Here is an 18,699-nt window from a genome sequence, read left to right as displayed (position 1 = left end):
GGACCGGCCAGCTCTACCTGTGTATTCAGGTCTCATGACCTGGACCATCCACATTGCCAATTCCTCGGGTCGCCTCAACGGCCTCGTGTCCCCGATCCGCGCCGCGATTGATCGTGCGCAAGCGCGCGCAGAGGCCGTTACCGAACCCGTAAATCTCGACGTGGTGATACAGGCTTGGCCGGGCCGCGTCATCGCGCATCTGGGGCACGCGGGCTATGCCCCGACCGCCGATATGATCCAACTAACCTTCGATCCTGCCAACTCGAACTGTGCGCAAAATCTGGGCGAACCGCTTGAGCGAACCATTGTTCACGAATTGCACCATGCGCTGCGGTGGCGCGGGCCGGGTTATGGCCGCACGCTGGGCGAGGCCCTTGTCACCGAAGGGTTGGCAGGTCACTTCGCGCAGCAGCTCTATGGGGGGCCGCCGGAAAAGTGGGAGTCGTCACTTGATGACGAAGCCCTCGCGCAAGCCGCAAGTGACGCAGCGGCTGCTTGGGACGATGAAGCCTACGACCACGCCGCATGGTTTTTCGGAACGGATCCCGCGTGGCGGGGCTATGCCCTTGGATATGCCCTGGTTGAGAGGCATCTCATCGCGCATCCGAACGAAACGCCCGCCACGCTAATCCATACCGAAGCGGCAAGCTTTCTCGGCGACCTCAAAATCGGCTATTGAATGAAAAGCACAGGATATCATCGATATTCGATAGCCGCCGTTCGTGCCCATTGCAGCATCTTGCAAGAAGGGCTCGAAGCGGAGCTCGGATGCGCCGCAGCATTTCATGATATGATGATCCGTCAACGTCGGGTTGTCGATGTGGAGGGCGTGGCGGATCGGAGGATCAGTCATGCAAACACCGAACTTACCTGCCATTCGCGCGCTTCGCCCTGCTTGGAACAAGGGGCGCATCGTTGGCCAGAAGCGGCCTATAAAACCCAAGCATGTTTGGGCGATCAGGGTTCGGCTTGAACTGGCCGAGAACCATCGCGACTTGGCGCTCTTCAACTTGGCTATCGACAGCAAGCTGCGCGGGTGCGATCTGGTAAAACTGAAGGTCGTAGATGTCATGGCTTCCGGCCAGATCAAGGAACGTGCCTCGGTCCTGCAGAGCAAGACGCAGAAAGCAGTGCGGTTCGAAATCTCGGATGGCACGCGGGCGTCATTGGACAAGTGGATGCAAGACCCCTTGATGGTCGGATCAGAGTATTTATGGCCTGGGCGTTTTCACGAACGACTTCATATCTCGACCCGGCAATATGCACGCATCGTCAGGGATTGGGTGATCTCAATCGGGCTGGAGGCGAGCGCATACGGCACGCACTCTATGCGCCGGACCAAGGTCACTCAGATCTACAAGAAGACCGGCAACCTGCGCGCGGTTCAACTCCTGCTGGGCCATACCAAGATGGACAGCACGGTCAGATATTTGGGTGTCGAGCTTGAAGACGCACTTGCTATCGCCGAAGCCATTGAAATCTGAGACTACGGGCCGTCTTCATGGACGGCCCAAAGCGGCCGTTCCCCTATTATCGCTATGCTGCGGCGCAGCCCACCGAACCTGACATTCTTTGCATACGCGTGTTCTGGAGGCCGGCGCGAGTCAACGAGTTGCCGCGTTGAGCCGCCCATTTATTCGGCGATGTTGCGATCCAACCGTATCGGCGGGTAGAATCGGTATATACCCCGATTGTGGAACATCTGATGCAGGAAATCGACCCCAAGGAACTCGAGCATGCGCACAACCGTCGGCCGCACAGGTTATACATCTCGAAGCGCTTCGGTTTCCCAGGGCGTGATACCGTCTACCGCTTTGGTTGGAAACGTTTCGAGGTGGGTCCCTTGAAAGAGCTCGTAAAGGAAGGAGAAGAATGCGTTCTTCATGAGACGCAGACCGGTATTCAGCAGGTAAAGGCGCGCTTCGTCGAGGACGGGCGGGGCATCACCCATCTCCACATCCAGAGATGGAGCACGAAGACCGGGAATCCGATTGGCGATCAGGTCGTGCTATATGGTGAGCAGATCGCGAGGCTAATGACTTTTCTGGATAATCTTCGGCGCGTCGAAATCCCAGGCCCGGAAAAGTTTACCGTCGACGAAGCCGACCTGCGACTTGTTCATATGCCAGATGATGCGGCCCGAAAGCTCCTCGAAAATCGGCCCGATATCGTGGCCGAATTTGCACGCAGCGAGATCACCACCGAAGACGTGGTGGCGCTCGCTTTCCGTCGTGAGCAGTTGAAGGTATTCTCTGACATGCTCGACGATCACGCCGAAATTTCCGAGAACGATTGGCAGGCGTTCTTTGAGCGCAATCAATGGATTTTCGGTTATGGACTCAGCTACATTTTCACGACGGGCCTTGACGGCCGGAGGCTGCAACAAACGATTAGAGGTTCGAGTCTCGTCACGCCCGGTAAAATCCCAGACGGTATCATGAAGACACGTGCCGCTATCAACGCGTTGTGCCTCGTCGAGATCAAGAAGAGCTCCACCGAACTTCTGAGGAAAAGCGAATACCGCCCTGGGACTTGGGCTCCCTCGACCGAGCTTGGCGGATCAGTGGCGCAATGCCAGGAAACTCTGCGTGCCGCGAGCGAAGTTCTCGACACGCATCACCGGCTTACCGATGAGCAAGGCAACCCAACCGGCGAAGAGCTTATGTCAGTCCAGCCAAGATCGTTTCTCGTCATTGGCAGCCTGAGGCAGTTCCAAACTAAACACGGCGTGAATTCTGCTCGCTACAGGGCCTTCGAGGACTTCCGCCGCAACCTCCGGCAACCAGAGATCCTCACCTTCGACGAGCTCTATGAGCGTGCTCGATTTATCGTCGATCATGCGGCGGCGTCGAGCATCCAAACTGCTGATGATGAGGACGAAATTCCGTTCTGAGTGCCCCGCCCATGCGCCTAAATTGCGAGTTTACTGAACTCGGCACATCGGCCGGAGCGGATCTACGCGGCGCCGCCAAATCGGAATCGAGGACTGTCTCCGCCGTAGACGCACACGACCCAGAGCTGCCGTTCGCGTCACGGCTTGATGCTGGGTTGCAGATTTTGTGTTGCTGTCGTTTGTCCACCGTGTGTGTGCGCCCGAGAATAAGTTGGTGGCAGGCCCAATGTAGTTGTGTTTGAACGCAATGCGAGTGTAGGTTGCGTCAGCCGACGACATTTGGGGTGCGAATGCCATTCATCCTCGACATCTGTGATGATGAGCCATTTGAGATTAGAGTTCACAAGAATAATCTTGAAATACTTGCGACTGTTCCGATCGGTCACGATCCCGAAAATGGGCACCTATACAGCGCTCACGTAGGCTTGATTCGCCTTGAGCCGTTCGAAGGCCCGAACAAATCCGAACTGATGTTTGACATCATCGAAGCGAACGATGACGGTAGTCAGTTTTTCGATAACGGCCTTGAAACACAACGTTTTCTTGTCGGAGCGGATCGGAGGGCCGTGCTTGAAGTGATATGTGGAGTGACTGTGAACATCGTGTCACAGCGAAAACCTGACGCCATTGTGATGACAACTTCTCAGTCTAACCTGCCTGGCAAAGCGTTGAGAAAATACGGATATGTTTCGGAGGCGATTCGAAATGCCGGATACGAAGGTGGTGAAGGCAACAGTTTCAACGGCCAACGCATCTGGATGTTTGTAAAGTGTTAGGTTCTGTCCTACATACTAACGCATGCGTGCACGAATCGTGGAACCGCATTGGGAGATTGTCATGGGTCAAGCACCTTTGAACAGAGATGAGCAGATCGAGTTCATGAAGAATGCCCGCGAGCGCCGCGCGGCAGCCTTGGAGCGTTGGTCTAAGAGCGAAATGATTCAGGCCGCCCTGCGCGAGCCTGCACACCGCGATGCGCACGACTCCCAGTATTCGCGCAAAAACGTGATTGGTCGGCGCTGCGCGTGAAGGCGTAGCGAGCTTAACTTGACCTCGACTTGACGTAGGGCCGCCCGCCGGGCGGCCTTTTTGCCGCGTCGGGAAGCCAAGAACCTCACTTCCTTGCAACATCTGCGGAGAGTTTCACGGCTTCAATATATGACGATTTCGCCAATGGAGAACTTCGAGCGGTCGTAAGATATACGGTTGATGTGTTTATGGACTATGCGACCGGGTTCGGGCGGAAGCTGAACTTGTCCAATTAGAAATGGCGGGTGCCCAGTGTGCCTGAAAGCAATATGCGGCATTCGCAAATGCAGCGAGTGTTGAATTTCGTCGCAGGTCCCGGGTCGGCGGCGTCAGCAAAGGGTTTTGTTGCTCTACCCTGAATGTCGAGCAGACATATGCGAGCTGAAGCCGTGGCTGAAAGTCTGCTTACGCAGTGCGTCGGGATTTCCCTCGCGGCTGTAGCGACTGACGGCTCTACGCCCTCAGTGCCAAGCACCTCAATCTCGGCGAGGCAGGCTTGGCGGAATGTCCGCTTCCAAGGTGAATCTCGGGCCGGTTCGCGCTCGCGGCGAACTTCCGGAATCCGCCCGAAGTGAATAGACCGCCAGAACTTACTTACTATGTTTTCCAATCATATTGCGGCTGCGCCCCAACTGTCTCAGGCGGCGAACGCAGCTCGGGCGGAGTGTCTGACAGGGTGAACCCCGCGATCGGCACGGTGAGGCGGCGTCCGTCTGCGCCCCATTCGGGATGCTCCCCTAAGAGACCGCGCGACGCGATCTGATGGTCCGCCAGCGCCTCTTCCAGTCGCCGCACGCGTGCGGCCGGAATGCGCGCAGCAAGGAAAGCGTCCTCCCACACGGCAGCGGGCTGGGTCGCGAAGATTTCCGTCAGCAATGCCTTCTCAGCCGCGTGGGCCGCAATCCGTGCGTTGTTGTCGGTCTGGATCATCTCGGGATGGCCCAGAAGGTGCCAAAGCCGGTCCTGCTGCGCGAGATTGGAGGCTGCGATCATCAACGGTTCGTCCGCGGTGTCATAGCAACCGAGAGTCGCGAAAAAGAAATCGTTGCCCACCGCTTCGGGATGCGCACCGTTCCACAGATAGCCGGTGAGGGGTGCGCTCATCAGTATCAGCGCCACGTCGAGCATCGAAACATCGACATGCTGACCGCGTCCGGTCCTCGTCCGCTGCAGTAGCGCGGCGGTGATCGCGAAAGCGGCAGTGGTCCCAGTCGCGTAATCGATCACCGGTGCGCCGCATTTCAACGGGCCGCTCGCTTCGGTGCCGGTCATCGCCATCATGCCGCAAAAGGCCTGGATGACGTTGTCATAGCCTGTCTGCGCGCGGCGTGGTCCGGTCGCGCCGAACGCGGAAATCGAACAATAGACGAGCCCGGGATTGCGTGTGCGCAACGCCTCGTAGCCAAGTCCGAGCGCCTCGAACGCGCCGGGGCGGTAGTTTTCGACGAAGACATCGGCGCCATCGACCAGCTCGAGAAGTTGCTCGCGCCCCGCCTCGGTCTTCAGATCGAGTGCGAGGCAATGTTTGTTCGAGCCTTGCGCGAGGAACGCCGTGCCCATCTTCGCAGCTGTCAGTGCTGGATCGCTGCCCTGCATCCGTGCCTGATCGGGAACGTTCGGATCCTCGATCTTCACGACCTCTGCGCCGAGCACGCCAAGCTGATAGGCCGCGAAAGGTCCCGCGAGAACATGCGTCGTGTCGATCACACGCAGTGGCTCGAGTGCGCCGGCCATCAGTCGCAGCGCACCGACATGCCGCCATCGACCACGATCTCGGTGCCAGTGACGAAGCGCGCCTCTTCGGAGGCGAGGAAGAGGGCAGCATTCGCGGTGTCGCGCCCGTCGCCCATCCAGCCCATCGGGATCCGCCCGAGCCGTTGCGCCAGCAGCGTATCGACATCGCCGCCCGAACGCTGCCCGGCAAGCCGTGCCTCGACCATCGGCGTGTGAAGCTGGCCCGGAACGACCGTGTTTACCCGGATGCCCTTCGGCGCGTATTCGACCGCCGTGACCTTGCCGAACTGGATGATTGCCGCCTTAGCGGAGGCATAGGCCACCTGTGCCGCACCTGTCCAACGCAGGCCCGAGGTCGACGACGTGTTGACGATTGCACCTGAGCCTTGCGCCACCATCTGCGGCAGAACCGAGCGGCAGGTGAGGTAGACCGAATTCAGGTTGAACGCCATCTGGCGGTCCCAGTCTTCCTCGGACAGATCGACCGCGCCGCCTTTCGCGGAGCCGCCCACATTGTTCACGAGGCAATCGACGCGTCCGAACCGTTCGATGCAGGCGGCGACCATCGCTTCGACGGCCTCCCGGTCGGTCACATCGCATAGATGCGTCTCGATTTCGCCACCGGCCTCCTTGGTGCGGGCGATGGTTTCCTTCATCGTGTCGGCGCGCAGGTCGACCGCAAAGATTTTCGCGCCCTCTTCAGCGAAGCGCACGCAGGCGGCGCGTCCATTGCCCCAGCCGGGGCCGACGCAACCCGCGCCGGTGATGATGGCAACTTTTCCTTCCAGACGTCCGCTCATGCGCTCACCTCGAAATCATAAAGGGTCTGCGGGTTTTCGACGAGCAGGCGTCGGCGCGCCTCCTCGGTTGGGGCGATGTCGGTGAGGGTATCGACCAAGAGCCCATCATCGGGTGGGGCCGCGCGGAAATTTGGGTGCGGCCAGTCAGTCCCCCAGATCGTTCGGTTCGGGTAAAGCTCGACCAGCTTGGCGGCGAAGGGCGTCGCATCCGCGTAAGGCGGTTCGAGCTCGGAACTGCGCTCGGAGCCGGAGACCTTGAGCCAGATATGTTCGTTCTCACCCAGTCGGATCAGCTCCTGAAACGGGGCCTGATCCATGCCCAGCCGGGCTTCGACACGACCCATATGGTCGATCACCACCGGGCAGGGCAGGTCGGCCAGCACGGGCGCCAGCTCCGCGATCAGCCCCGCCTCCATGTGAATCAGTAACTGCCAGCCATGCTCGGCCAGACGCGGCGCGAGGGAACGCAGCTCGTCATGGCTCGCGCCGGGCGCGAGGTGGGACATGTAGTTGAAGCGCACGCCGCGGAAGCCCTGCGCATGCATCTCCTTGATCCGAGCGGGCGAGATATCCGGCGGGGCGAGAGCGATGCCGCGATAGCGCCCGGCGCGTGCCGCCATCGCATCCGCCACCACCGAATTGTCGAAACCGTGGCAGCCAGACTGGACGATCACGCAACGGTCGATCCCCAGCATGTCATGCAGCTTGAACAGCTCTTCCTTGGGCGCATCGCCGGGCTTGAAGCGACTTTCGGGCGCGAAGGGAAAGCGCGACGTGGGGCCGAAGACGTGGACGTGGCAATCGGTGGCCCCTTTCGGCAGGCACAGCTTGGGCTGCGACGGCGCGGTGTTCCATGTGAGCGGAGCGTCGTTCATGTCAATTCCTTCGGAGCGTCTTCGGGGGGAGATATGCGAAACACGTTCAGCGTCGCGGAAATCAGCGTGTAATAGCCAATGAGACCCACCAGATCGACGAGACGCTGCTCGCCCAGAACCTCGATCGCCTCGGCGTAAAGCGCGTCGGGGACGTTGTTCGTCGTGAGAACGGAGGTCGAGACGCGGTGGATCAGGCGTTCGTCGGCATCAGCATAGGGCGGCTTCGCGCCGGTGCGCAGCGCCTCGATCAGATCGGGCGAAAGGCCTGCCTTCAGAGCCGGCGGCTTGTGCGCGAACCATTCGTATTCGGCGCTCCAGTGGCGCGCCATCGTCAGGATCGCAAGCTCGCTCAGGCGCGGCTCCAGCGCACTGTCATAGCGGCAATAGCGCCCCAGTGCCTGCGCCTTGGCCGCCAGTTCCGGGCGGTGCAGCCAGACGGCCAGTGGGCCGCGCACGCCGCCGCGCGGGCCGCTCGCGATCTCGTCGTGAATCTCGCGCTGACGGTCGGAATAGGTGGCGGGGTCCGGCGCTGCGAGCCGTTGCGTGGGCCAATCTGTCATTGCGGCGCCTCCGTGTTTTTGAATGCAGGTTCGGCGGCGGCAAAATCCGCGAGCCATCGGGCAAGTGTGGGCCAGTCCTCACGCCATTCGATCGGGGCACGCCAGTCGAGATAGCCAAGCCCGCAGGCCAGCGAGATCGCGAAAGCATCGGTGCGCTGTGGATCGGGCAGGATGTCGCACAAGCGGGTCAGGCCCCGTTGCAGCTTGCCGCGTTGATGCGAGAGCCAGCGCTCGGAGATTTGCGCCTCGTCGCGAAAGCGGCCCTCATAGACCATCAGAAGAGCCGCATCGGTCACGCCATCGGCGAGGCTGACATGCGTCAGGCAGCGGAAGCGGTCCATTCCGGTGCGCGGGATCAGGCGGCCGCCACCGGCCACCGCGTCGAGATATTCCACGATCACCCGGCTGTCATAGAGCGTCTGACCGTCCACGAGCAGGCAGGGCATCTTGCCCAGCGGGTTCTGTGCGCGCAGGTCGTCTTCCGGGTCGCGCGTATCTGCGGGCACGATCTCTACCCGGTCGCTCAGGCCCAAAACCTCCAGCGCCATGCGCGTCTTGCGGCCATAGGGAGAGGTCAGGGTGGTGCGCAGGATCGCGCGCCCGTCCCGGCCAGGACCATCAAGGGGGAGGGCGGTCTCGGTCATCACGGGCATTACATCGACTCCGGCAGGAAGAGGGCGATCTGCGGGAACACGCAGAGCAGGATCAGCATCGCGAACCCTGCGAGCACGAATGGGATCAGGCCTTTGAAAATCTGCTCGAGGCTCACTCGCCCGTTCGACGAGGCCTGAACGACGAAGCAGTTGATCCCGACCGGTGGCGTCACCGCGCCGATCTCAACCAGCAGCACTACGAAGATGCCGAACCAAATCGGATCGAAGCCGAGGTTCATCATCACCGGATGGGTGATCGGCAGGGTGATGGCCAGAAGCGCCGGCGCATCCATCATCATCCCGAGCGCGAGATAGATCAGCGAAACCAGTGCCACGATGACCCAGCGGTTCACGTCGAGCCCGGTCAGGAACCCGCCCACCGCATTCGCCACGCCCGACAGTGCGAGGAATTTCGAGAAGACCAATGCGCAGATCAGGATGCCGAAAATCATCGCCGAGGTCTGGATGGTCTCCAGCAATGTCTTGCGCAGCTCGACGCCTGCGAAGCCGCGATGCCGGATCACCGCCAGAATGAAGGTCGCGAAGGCGCCCACCGCCCCGGCCTCGGTCGGCGTGAAGATACCCAGGTAGAGGCCCACGACGATTAGCAGGATGATCAGCACGAGCGGGCCCGCCAGTTTCAGCGAGGCTAGCTTTTCGCGCAGCGTGAAGTTCTGCCGCTCGAGAGGCGCGAGCGCGGGATTGCGCAGCACGGTCAGCCAGATCGCCACGCACAACACGATCGCGAATAGGATGCCGGGCACGAAGCCCGCGATCAGCAGCGCGCCGATAGAGCTGTTGGTCAGGATGCCATAGACCACCACGAGCGACGAGGGCGGGATCATCACCGCCAGTGTCCCGGCAATCGCGATCGAGGCCGAGGCGAGGCTCTTGTCGTAGCCGCGCGCCAGCATCTCGGGCAGCGCGAGCTTGGTGAAGATCGTGGCCGTGCCGACCGATGAGCCCGAGGCCGCGCCGAAGGCGGCCGCCCCCAGCGTGGTGGAGATCGCCAGCCCGCCGCGCAGGTTGCCGAGCCATTTCGTCGTCGCCTCGAAAAGATCCTCGCCCAGACCTGCGCGCATCGCGAAGAAGCCCATGAGCAGGAACAGCGGGATCACCGAGAAGTGGAACGAATGGGTAGTGTCGAAGAATACCGTGCCGAGGATGGCGGTCGCGGCCTTCAGCCCGACCAGCCCCGCAAGGCCCAGGGCCCCGACCAGCCCCAACACCACCATCACGTTGATGCCCAGCAGAATTCCGGCAAACAGGCCGAAAACGCCGATGCCGCCGATGAGAAGCGAACTCATTCCATCACCTCGCTCGTTTCGGTTTCGCCGCCCATCGCGATCCAGAGCGCGTCGAGCAGGAATTGGATTGCGATCAGCGCAAGACCGAAGAAGACCGCGAATTTCACCGGCCAGATCGGAAAGCGGATCGAGCCGCGTTCGAGTTCTCCGATGGCGAGGCTCTTGACGGACATGTTCCAGCCCGCCCATGCCGCCCAGCCGAAGAAGAGCGCACCTGCCAACATCGCGAGCACGGCGGCCAGACGCGCGCCGGTGCCGGACATGCGCTGCGTCAGCAGCACGACCTTGATATGGCCGCCGTGGGCCTGTGTCAGGCCGAGCGAGAGAAAGACGATCAGCGGCAGGGCGCTTTCGGTCAGCTCCAGGGTGCCCGTGATCGGCTGGTTGAACGCGTAGCGCATGGTCACATTCGCAACCACGAGCAGCATCGTGGCGAAGACCATTAGGCCCGCGATCGAGCCGCATATCATCAGGAACGCGGCATAGAGCCTGCGCAGCGAAGCGAGGGTTTGCATGGTGTAAATCCTAACGGATGTCACCCGCGCCCGGGGCGCAAAGGCCGATGGGTTCATCGACCGCCAAGGGCGCGGGCTTTTGTCACTGAGCGGAGTCGAACTGGAAATTCTTGATGATCTTGTCCGCGGGAACGCCTGCGGCATTCGCCTTGTCGACCCATTCCTGACGGACCGACTGGATCTTCGGATCGTCGATCACTTTGAGCAGCTCGTCTTTCGGGAAGTCGATCACTTCCACGCCAAGCTTGCCCTTCCATTCCTCGCGCACGCGCTCTTCGTCCTGCTTGAGGACCTTCGCGTATTCGACGAGGTAATCTTTACCCAGCTGGTCGACGATCGCCTTGGTCTTGTCGTCCATCGAGTCGTAGATATCCAGGTTCATCGCCAGCAGGTGACCGAAGGAGGCGCCGAAGGGCACTTCAATGTAATACTTGGCGACCTCGTCGTATTTCCAGCCGCGGGCAAGCGCCGGACCGATCGGGGTGCAATCGATCATGTTGCGCTGAAGCGCCTCATAGGCTTCGGCGGTCGCGATCGAGACGGGCGTGGCCCCCATCGCTTCGATCAGCGCCGGATAAGCGAAGCCGTAGGAGCGGATGCGCAGGCCCTTCATCTCTTCGAGATTGTGCACTGGCTTGGTGCAAAGGAGGCCGTAATTCTCCAGTGGGCGGAAACCGAAGGCGTGCAGGTTCTGGCTCGCCAGCTCCTCGTCGAACTGCGGATATTCGGCGTGCATCTTTTCCATGAACTGGCCGACTTCGAGCGTGTTCATCGGTTGCGGGATGAAGAAACCCACCGCGTTGTTGAGCGGCATCCGGTCGGGGAAATAGGGGGTGATGATGTCGCCGAAATCGCCTACGCCCGCGGCCAGCGCGTCGGGGATTTCCTTGGTCTTGGCGACCGAGCCACCCCAGAACACCTCGATTTTCTCCTTGCCGTCGGTGCGCTTAGCGAATTCGTCGACGAGCCATTGAGTCGTCACCGCCTGCGCGTCGCCCGCGCCCTGCGGCTTGAAGGTGATCCACTTGTAGGTTTTTGCCTCAGCGATGCTCGCGAGGCCCGCGATTGCGGCGACGGCCAGCACAGATGTGCGGAATACTGATTTGAAAGACATGGTTCCTCCCTGATGTCTTGGCCCTCCTCAAGGCCTGCCCGCAGATCATGGGAAATGGCAGGAGATATCACAAATACTATAATATGATTGAAGCTATGCTTTTCTGCGATAGCTACTTCCAGACACCCTCGTCGACCAATTCGCTGACGATATTGCGAACCAGCGTTTCCACGACCTGAATCGCGCGCTTGGAGCGCTGATCAGCCTTGGTAGCTGTGCAGAGCGTCCATCTAATTTCGGGATCAGTGATCGGACGCGCCTCGAGCGTTTGGTTTTGCACCTCCGACAGCACGCCGCCATAGGTCAGGATCGTGAAGCCATGGCCGTTTCGCACCAGAGATTTGAGGTGCCAGACCCCGTCGACGCGCTGCACGAGGTTGAGCTCCGCGCCGATCTGGTCAGCGTGCTTGTCGACCAGCACGCGCAGGTAATTCGGACGGCTCGGCATGATCAGCGGCATCGCTGCCGCTTCGGCTAGGGTGTAGCTGCGATGTTCCAGCGATCCGCAGGGCCCGATCACGAAGAGCCTCTCCACCAAGAGATCGGAGGTCACGATATCGGCCTGCATCGGCGCGTCATGCATGACTGCGAGACCGATCTCCCCGCTATGGAGCTTTTGCGCCAGCGCGTTTGAGAACCCCTCGACGAAACGTAGCTCGATCCCGGGATATTCGGCCTTCACCCGCGCGAGAAGTGGTGGCGTGATGAACTCGCCCGGGGTCGGCGGCATGCCCACGACAACCACCCCGCGCGGTTCATCGACATGGATGGTCACGTCGTGATGCGCCTGTGCGATCTGCGCGAAGATCGTGTAGGCGCGGCGTTGCAGGATCTCGCCCGCATCGGTCAGGTCCATGCCGCGCGCATTGCGTCGGAAGACTTTTACGCCCAGCTCTGCCTCGAGCCGCGCGATCTGGCGGCTGAGCGCGGGCTGCGCGATGCGCAGCCGCTCGGAGGCGCGGGTCATGTTCTTCTCTTCCGCGACGCAGAGGAAATAGCGCAATGAGCGCAGCTCCGGCTGCCAGTCCGCTGTCAGTCGCCTGCTGTCGCCGAATTCCGGCAAGCTGTCCGGATCGTCAGTCATCCGGTCGCATCAACTCCCAAGCTTCAGTCACGGTCGAATAGTCACGATACCCCATCCGCGCGATCGGGCGGGCACCTGCCGTGTCGAAGCGGCCGTCCTTGATGAACGCGTCCTGAATATGGGTTTGAACGACCTGGCCGATGATCATGAAGCGATTGATTGGCGTGCCGTCGCGATCCTTCAGTTCGGTAACAGAGAGCGTGACGCATTCCAGCGCCGCCGGGCTCTCGGCCACAATGGGCGCATTTGTCTCGATGCTCTTCCCGATCGTGAGCCCCGCCTTTTCGAACTCGTTCGCGCCGTCGGCCATTGCCTGCGAAGAGATGTTCATCGCCTGCGCCAGCTCTTCGGTGGCCAGCGAGAAAGTAAATTCCCCCTGATCGCGCGCATTCTTCGCCGAGTGCTTCAGCCCTTCGGAGGTGAAGCAGATCATGTGGGGGTGGTTTCCGATCGCGTTGAAGAAGGAATACGGTCCGAGATTGGGAATGCCGTCGGCGTTGCGCGTTCCTATCCAGCCGATCGGTCGCGGCGCGATGATGGCCTTGAACGGATCGTAGCGCAGAATGTCGGGGCGGGTGTCGCCGTAGTGCATTGAGCCTCCTAATGTCTCGTTCCGTTGTTCTAAGTCGAAATGCTGCAAGGTGACCACCCGTTTCAGCGTGTTCCAGCACCGACGTTCGTAAGTGTGCATCATACTATGACAAAGAAACCTTCACATACGGCGCAGCGAATGTTCGATTGGTGCCCTTTAGGCCGCGAGGCTCAAAATGGACCGACAGCGGACGCCCGCGACAGGCGCAGCGAACGGCTGCTCCCCGCCCTTTGGGACAGAAGAGCGTTCTCTGTCCATTGCCGACTTCCAGGCTGCCGCAATTTGCTTCAGCGTAGTTTCTCGAGACCTGCCATCCGCTCAGCACTTCTAAGTGACTGCCCGCCGAACTTGCTGAAGTTCGCAATGGTCTCATGGGCTCAAAATTTTCGAAGAAGGCGTCCACGATGCACGAGGCTCTTTACCATCCGGCGCAAGTGGCCGCGGCAAACCGCGCGCTTATTTGTCGTCGTTGGTGTTAATCACACCGAAGCTACCCGAATTTCCCTGCTTGCCGGCTTCTCCATTGTAGCCTTCAGCTCCAAGGCCCCGCCGCAGCAACTCGCGTATGGCGGCAGCGCGGCTGGGCATCCTTTCGGAAAACCGCCAATCATCCAAAGCTCGGATTTCGTCATCCGAAACTATGATTTGCAGCCTCGTCAGGCGCTTGCCGTGTTCACTTGTCATGAAACGCCCCGGTGAGACTCAATCTACTCAATTGACGCAAGGTTACAAAGCTTAGTGTATAGCAGAAAAACGTCAACCGAAGCCAGAAACGTCACAGACTGCTTTCAGGCAAGGTTGTTCGATAACTCAGCAGCTTCAAGTTATGCATTCGAAATAATTTATAAATTCTTCTTCTTATGATAACGTTGCGGGTATGGAACAGCAAAATGCGGAGACATATAGAGGCAATCTGGTTCAGCCTCGCCCGGTTGCATTATTCACGAGCGAAACAATTTTGGCGCTCGATCTTGAGCAGGTGCTGGGGAAGGCAGGGTATCCCACGTGGCATTGCGTCACGTGTGACGCGGGAGAGTTGAAGGATCATGGGAAAGACGGATTCTTGGCCGCAGTCGTCGACGTCACGCTCCACGAAGCAGAAGCGGCCGAGGCTCTACCTTGGCTGAAACGGCACGAGATCCCGACAATCATCATTCGCAGCGGCGCAGAGGTCATCGATTTCGAACAATCGAAATTTCCGAACATCGTCGCCGAGTTCGAAAAGCCGATGATCGGCGAGCAGATAGAGCAAATGGTGCGGCACTTTCGGTGTCATCTCAGCCCTGCTGCACAAACGACGTGAGTAGAGCCTGACGTTGCGCGCCAGCACCAACGATCGTCTCCGAAAAGTTTGAAACGCGCGTTTCTTACACCAGAGCGACGCCTGCGAAATACTCATGCAGCTGGAGTAGCGCCAGATAGGCGATGAGGCCAAGCGCCGCCCGACCGAGATCGGCCAGCGTGAACCCCGCAAACAGGGGCGCGGCTTTCGTCCGGCGTAGCGTCTCGGCCCAGACCTCCGGACTCATCTCCCGGCGTTGCTTGCGGTCGATCAGCCGCATACCAAGCAGCGCGAACCCTCCGAGCGTCCCGAACAGTAGCACATGCGCCAGATCGCCGTTCGGCAGCAGGTGCAACCCGGCCCAGGTGGCGAGGCCCAGCAGCATCGGGTGGCGATGCAGCCGAACGATGCCGGGGCGGTCGGGGTCGAACTCCTTGCGGCGGCTGCCGCCGAAGGAGAACGGGTTGGCATGGCCGAGCGCCACCGCGCACCACATGCAGACCAGCGCCATCCCAGCCTTTGTTGCCTCCATCGCCCAAAGGGTGGTGGGCCACAGGTAAATCGGATCGGGCCATGCGGCGGCGCGGATCAGGATCAGCAGCATCGCCGTCGACAGGAGCGAATAGCCAAGCGTGAAACCGGACGCGCCGAACGCCGCCATCAGTCGCGCCTTCACCGTCGGGCGCGTCGGGATCGAATGGGTCGCGAGGAAGGCCGCGAAAACTCCGCCATAAGCCAGCCACATCATTGCGCCCTCCGTCTGGGTTGCCACAGCACCGGAGCATAGAGGATCGCGAAGCCGAGGAAAGCCGCGCACCAAGCCACGCCGGAGACCGAATAAAGCGCGCTCACGCCGAGCCATCCCGCGAGGAGCCGCGCGATCATCGCGACGAAGAGGGCGGCATAGACCGCGACGGTTCCGGCGCTGGCCTCCAGCGGGCGTCCGGTATGGCCGAGCGACGCACGGCTCATCACCGCGAGCGTCATCCCGCCAAGCGTGCCCGCCGTCCACAGATGCAGCGCGGTGGCCGGAGTGAGGGCGGCGGGGAACAGGATCGCGAGCCCAAGCGCCAGCGCCCCGAGCGGCAGGCAGATATAGGCCAGATGCAGCACGAACAGGATCGGCGCGCGCAGCGTCAGCCCGCCTTTCCAGCGCCACAGCCGCGCGAGGTGCAGCATACCGGTCGCGAGCAGCAGCGCCGCAGTCAGCCCCGCCTCGGGCAGCGCGACCCAGGCCAGCAACGCCGCACCCGCAGCCACCATCGCAAGCTTGTCGAAGCGTTGCATCGGCGGGGCGGGGCGCGCGGGGTGGTTCTCCTTCACCAGCCAGTTGCGTGTGAAGGAGGGGATGATCCGCCCCCCGATCAGCGCGACCATCATCAGCACGGCGGCAAGCCCCAGTCGCATCCCGATACCCGCTGCCGCATAGCCGCCGCGGGCCGCCTCGATCAGGAACAGAAGGTCCGCGAGGGTGAAGACGCTCAGCAATACCAGCACCGGCAGGTTGCGCCAGTTCTTCCCTGCCACGATCTCACGAAGCACCACTCCGCCAAGCGCCAGCGGGAAGGCGAGATCGACGCTCGCGACCAGTGCGAAGGGCAGATGCGCCGAGGCGAGCAGCCCAAGCCGCCCGAGCGCCCAGAGCGTGACGAGGCCAAGGAGCGGCCAGCCCACGACCGGCAACCGCCCGGTCCAGTTCGGCACCGCCGTCAGCAGAAAGCCCGCGATCGCCGCGCCGAGATAGCCGAAGAGGAAGGTATGGGCGTGCCAGCTGACCGGGTCGAGCCGCGTCGGCAGCTCGATCAGCCCAGTCAGTGCCGGCACCCAAAGCGCCATCGCCAGCGCAGCCCAGACGGCGCCGAAGAAGAAGAACGGACGAAAGCCGCCCGACAGCAGCGCCGGACACTGCCAGCGGCGCATCAGTTCTGCGGATGATAGGGCCATGATCGGCTCCTTTCAGCTCTCGGCGGCGTCCATCAGCCGCCGGATGTGACATGCGAAGGCGTAGGTCGTGGGCACGGCGACCACCGCGCCCAGACCCAGCGAGACGACCGGAGTCGCGACCGGCAGCCCGACCCACGACCCGATGAGCGAGGCGAAGAATACGTTGACCGCGAAGGCGCCCCAGCCGAACGGGTAGAGCAGCAGCGCGATCCGGGCGGAGGACCAGCGCGCGCTCATCGCCGGGCGACCACCCGCGCCACCACTGCCAGCGCCGCGATGAGCGCCAGCGTGGCCAATGCGAACCAGAACTCGGCGGTGGCCGATTGCGCCTGCGGGATCGGTCGCTCGAAGCTTGCAGCTTGTGCGGCGGCCGGGGCGAGGGCGAGAAGAAGAGGCAGTTTGCGCATGTCAGGTCTCCTGTGTGAGCGAGCGGTAAATGTCGGGCAGGGCGCGCAGCAGCCGTTCGGGCCGGGGCAGCAGGGTGAAGCCGCCGCGCCCGAAAATGCGCGCGAACCAGTCCTGCCCGTCCTCGTCGATGATGACGCCGTGCAGGCTCTGGCCCGCGCGCCGGGCCTCGCGCACGGCCATGTGGCTGTCCTCGATGCCGTGCTGGCCCTCGTAATGGTCCAGATCGTTGGGCTTGCCGTCGGTGAGCACGATCAGCAGCTTGCGGCTCGCGCTCTCCTGCGCGAGCTGTGCCGAGACGTGGCGGATCGCGGTGCCGAGGCGCGTGTAATGGCCCGGGCGCAGCGCCGCGATATTGCTGTGGATCGGCGGCGCCATCGGGGCCTCGAAGCCTTTCACCCGTGTCAGAAAAACCCGGTCGCGCTTCAGTGACGAGAAACCCCAGATCGCGAACCGGTCGCCCGCCGCATCCAACCCCTCGGCCAGCGCGGACATCGCTTCGCGCGCGATGTCGATCACGCAGCTTTCGCCGATCGCGGCCTCGGTCGAGCGTGAGGTATCGATCAGGAAGGCCACGGCGAGGTCGCGTTCCACCTTGCGCAGGCTTTGCCAGATCCGGTCGCTGCCCCGCCCGGTCGCGGCGAGATCGGCGCGGCTGGCGATGACGGCGTCGAGATCCAGCTCGGTCCCGTCGATCTGGCGCGGGCGCAGGATGCGGCGCGGTTGCAGCGCCTCGAACTGGCGGCGCACGGCGCGGATATAGCGCGGATCGGCGCGGAAACTCTGCTTGGCCTCGGGCCGCGCGGACGCGTCGAGCACCCGGCAGTGGCCTTCCATATAGGCGCGGCTGCGGTGGTTCCATTCGGGATAGACATGCTCGCCCGCCAGCACCTCGTGCTCCGCCTCGGCGGGCGAGAGGTCGAGATGCAGCCGCAGCCGCGTCGCGGCCTTGCGGTCGTGGCGGGTCAGGGTGATCTGGTCCTGATCCTCGGCGGCCTTGGCGGCGTTGTCCTCGTCATCGTCGTCGACCGAGCGATTGACGTGGAGCGCCTCGACCCAGGACAGGATCGACTCGAAACGGTGGATGATGAAGCTGTCGCGGCGGCGCGCCTGATCGAGATCGCGGCGCTCGCCATGCTTGCGCTGCGTGCTGGCCATCGCGGTCGGGGCGGAGGCGGGGGCGTCGGCCTCTTCCGAGGCGGCGCTGCGGCCTGCGGTGTTGGGAGCGAATTGCAGCCAGATCGGCACCGGGGCGAGCGGCATGTAACCGCGTGCGCCCTCCGCAGTCTCGGGCAGTGCTGCGGGGGCGGCATCGGCGGAAAGCTGGTCGCAGAGCGCGGTCTCCAGCGCGGCCTCAGCCGCCGGGCGCGACAATCTGCGGCGACGTGCAAGGGTGAGCGCCGCCATCTCGCGGTAGGGCGCGCGCAGCCCGATGCAGCGGCGATAGGCCAGATCGCAGGCCTGCGCATTGGCGCGGATCTGCGCGCAATCCATCGCCGGTCCGTCGGTCTCGTCGGGCAGCTCGGGCATCGCATCGCGGCTGAGCGCCGCCAACGCCGTCAGCCAGAAATAGGCGGCACGGTTGAGATCAGGCCGGGGGAAGACATCCATCACCGGCGGCATGCGCAGCCGCGCGCCATCGAAGCGCGCGACGCGCTCTGTCTCGCGCCCGGCGCCAAGGCGGCGCCGGACGGGTTGGCGGTGACGGACCGGCGTGACCGGGGCCTCGACGATCTCGACATCCGCACCGCCGCCAAGCGCGCGCAGCAACAGCGCGAGCGAGGGGCGCAACGCAGCCAGTTCGACTGCGGCGTCGGGATGGCGATCGTCCTGACCGATATCCTTGGCCAGATCGTGCCAGATCTCGCCTACGGTTTCCTCGGGCTCCATCAGGTCCATCAGTTTCATGACG

The 18,699-nt window shown here is 62.3% G+C and carries 22 protein-coding genes; 6 read left to right on the top strand and 16 right to left on the bottom strand.

What is annotated here, in order from left to right; genetic code table 11:
• The first annotated feature begins 34 nt into the window (after positions 1–34).
• From AC2TZ7_RS01130 to AC2TZ7_RS01110, 5 genes are all read left to right on the top strand, one after another.
• A complete protein-coding gene (locus AC2TZ7_RS01130; RefSeq protein WP_489865601.1) occupies positions 35–679 on the top strand; it encodes a DUF2268 domain-containing putative Zn-dependent protease in 645 nt (214 codons plus the stop codon).
• 172 nt (positions 680–851) lie between these two features.
• Positions 852–1,484 (top strand): tyrosine-type recombinase/integrase, encoded by a 633-nt coding sequence (locus AC2TZ7_RS01125; protein WP_489865600.1) that lies wholly within the window; start codon positions 852–854, stop codon positions 1,482–1,484.
• 221 nt (positions 1,485–1,705) lie between these two features.
• Positions 1,706–2,893 (top strand): Shedu immune nuclease family protein, encoded by a 1,188-nt coding sequence (locus tag AC2TZ7_RS01120; protein ID WP_489865599.1) that lies wholly within the window; start codon positions 1,706–1,708, stop codon positions 2,891–2,893.
• A gap of 290 nt (positions 2,894–3,183) precedes the next feature.
• Entirely contained in the window at positions 3,184–3,669 is a 486-nt protein-coding gene (locus tag AC2TZ7_RS01115) for a hypothetical protein (protein ID WP_489865598.1), read from the top strand.
• Positions 3,670–3,730: 61 nt separating this feature from the next.
• Positions 3,731–3,922 carry a hypothetical protein gene (locus AC2TZ7_RS01110; RefSeq protein WP_489865597.1) on the top strand — a complete coding sequence of 64 codons (192 nt, stop codon included), beginning with the start codon at positions 3,731–3,733 and terminating at the stop codon, positions 3,920–3,922.
• A 597-nt stretch (positions 3,923–4,519) separates the two neighbouring features.
• Here AC2TZ7_RS01110 and AC2TZ7_RS01105 read toward each other — a convergent pair.
• The 11 genes from AC2TZ7_RS01105 to AC2TZ7_RS01055 form a co-directional block, all read right to left on the bottom strand.
• Positions 4,520–5,656, bottom strand: coding sequence for a CaiB/BaiF CoA transferase family protein (locus AC2TZ7_RS01105; protein ID WP_489865596.1), 1,137 nt, complete (start codon positions 5,654–5,656; stop codon positions 4,520–4,522).
• On the bottom strand, positions 5,656–6,456 hold the full coding sequence (locus AC2TZ7_RS01100) for an SDR family NAD(P)-dependent oxidoreductase (protein WP_489865595.1): 801 nt from the start codon (positions 6,454–6,456) through the stop codon (positions 5,656–5,658). Before AC2TZ7_RS01100 ends, AC2TZ7_RS01105 begins: the two co-directional genes overlap by 1 nt.
• On the bottom strand, positions 6,453–7,331 hold the full coding sequence (locus tag AC2TZ7_RS01095) for an amidohydrolase family protein (RefSeq protein WP_489865594.1): 879 nt from the start codon (positions 7,329–7,331) through the stop codon (positions 6,453–6,455). Before AC2TZ7_RS01095 ends, AC2TZ7_RS01100 begins: the two co-directional genes overlap by 4 nt.
• A complete protein-coding gene (locus AC2TZ7_RS01090) occupies positions 7,328–7,891 on the bottom strand; it encodes a carboxymuconolactone decarboxylase family protein (protein WP_489865593.1) in 564 nt (187 codons plus the stop codon). Before AC2TZ7_RS01090 ends, AC2TZ7_RS01095 begins: the two co-directional genes overlap by 4 nt.
• Positions 7,888–8,544 carry a glutathione S-transferase family protein gene (locus AC2TZ7_RS01085; RefSeq protein ID WP_489865592.1) on the bottom strand — a complete coding sequence of 219 codons (657 nt, stop codon included), beginning with the start codon at positions 8,542–8,544 and terminating at the stop codon, positions 7,888–7,890. Before AC2TZ7_RS01085 ends, AC2TZ7_RS01090 begins: the two co-directional genes overlap by 4 nt.
• Positions 8,544–9,851 (bottom strand): TRAP transporter large permease, encoded by a 1,308-nt coding sequence (locus AC2TZ7_RS01080; RefSeq protein ID WP_489865591.1) that lies wholly within the window; start codon positions 9,849–9,851, stop codon positions 8,544–8,546. Before AC2TZ7_RS01080 ends, AC2TZ7_RS01085 begins: the two co-directional genes overlap by 1 nt.
• Complete coding sequence (locus AC2TZ7_RS01075; RefSeq protein ID WP_489865590.1) at positions 9,848–10,366, bottom strand: TRAP transporter small permease subunit; 519 nt, start codon at positions 10,364–10,366, stop codon at positions 9,848–9,850. The genes AC2TZ7_RS01080 and AC2TZ7_RS01075 overlap by 4 nt, the downstream gene beginning before the upstream one ends.
• 82 nt (positions 10,367–10,448) lie before the next feature.
• On the bottom strand, positions 10,449–11,480 hold the full coding sequence (locus AC2TZ7_RS01070) for a C4-dicarboxylate TRAP transporter substrate-binding protein (protein ID WP_489865589.1): 1,032 nt from the start codon (positions 11,478–11,480) through the stop codon (positions 10,449–10,451).
• A gap of 112 nt (positions 11,481–11,592) precedes the next feature.
• The gene (locus AC2TZ7_RS01065; protein ID WP_489865588.1) at positions 11,593–12,564 is read right to left on the bottom strand and encodes a LysR family transcriptional regulator; all 972 of its coding nucleotides are present in this window, start codon (positions 12,562–12,564) and stop codon (positions 11,593–11,595) included.
• Positions 12,557–13,156, bottom strand: a complete 600-nt coding sequence (locus AC2TZ7_RS01060; RefSeq protein ID WP_489865587.1) for a flavin reductase family protein — start codon at positions 13,154–13,156, stop codon at positions 12,557–12,559. Before AC2TZ7_RS01060 ends, AC2TZ7_RS01065 begins: the two co-directional genes overlap by 8 nt.
• 456 nt (positions 13,157–13,612) lie before the next feature.
• A complete protein-coding gene (locus tag AC2TZ7_RS01055; RefSeq protein ID WP_489865586.1) occupies positions 13,613–13,840 on the bottom strand; it encodes a hypothetical protein in 228 nt (75 codons plus the stop codon).
• A 193-nt stretch (positions 13,841–14,033) separates the two neighbouring features.
• Here AC2TZ7_RS01055 and AC2TZ7_RS01050 point away from each other — a divergent pair, with 193 nt between their 5' ends.
• Positions 14,034–14,459 carry a hypothetical protein gene (locus AC2TZ7_RS01050; RefSeq protein ID WP_489865585.1) on the top strand — a complete coding sequence of 142 codons (426 nt, stop codon included), beginning with the start codon at positions 14,034–14,036 and terminating at the stop codon, positions 14,457–14,459.
• Between the two features lie 64 nt (positions 14,460–14,523).
• On the opposite strand, the gene AC2TZ7_RS01045 is transcribed toward AC2TZ7_RS01050, so the two are convergent.
• Genes AC2TZ7_RS01045 through AC2TZ7_RS01025 form a run of 5 tightly spaced genes read right to left on the bottom strand, consistent with a single transcriptional unit; the run spans position 14,524 to position 18,695 of the window.
• On the bottom strand, positions 14,524–15,186 hold the full coding sequence (locus AC2TZ7_RS01045) for an NnrU family protein (RefSeq protein ID WP_489865584.1): 663 nt from the start codon (positions 15,184–15,186) through the stop codon (positions 14,524–14,526).
• Positions 15,183–16,382, bottom strand: a complete 1,200-nt coding sequence (locus AC2TZ7_RS01040; RefSeq protein ID WP_489865583.1) for an NnrS family protein — start codon at positions 16,380–16,382, stop codon at positions 15,183–15,185. Before AC2TZ7_RS01040 ends, AC2TZ7_RS01045 begins: the two co-directional genes overlap by 4 nt.
• 12 nt (positions 16,383–16,394) lie before the next feature.
• The gene (locus AC2TZ7_RS01035; RefSeq protein WP_489865582.1) at positions 16,395–16,619 is read right to left on the bottom strand and encodes an NnrT protein; all 225 of its coding nucleotides are present in this window, start codon (positions 16,617–16,619) and stop codon (positions 16,395–16,397) included.
• Complete coding sequence (locus AC2TZ7_RS01030; protein ID WP_489865581.1) at positions 16,616–16,789, bottom strand: protein NnrT; 174 nt, start codon at positions 16,787–16,789, stop codon at positions 16,616–16,618. Before AC2TZ7_RS01030 ends, AC2TZ7_RS01035 begins: the two co-directional genes overlap by 4 nt.
• A gap of 1 nt (position 16,790) precedes the next feature.
• Positions 16,791–18,695 carry a nitric oxide reductase activation protein NorD gene (locus tag AC2TZ7_RS01025; RefSeq protein WP_489865580.1) on the bottom strand — a complete coding sequence of 635 codons (1,905 nt, stop codon included), beginning with the start codon at positions 18,693–18,695 and terminating at the stop codon, positions 16,791–16,793.
• Positions 18,696–18,699: the final 4 nt, after the last annotated feature.

This window comes from Thioclava sp. ISO4 (genome assembly GCF_058105145.1).
Note: the sequence above shows the minus strand (reverse complement) of the source record. Positions and strands in the feature narration are given on the sequence as shown.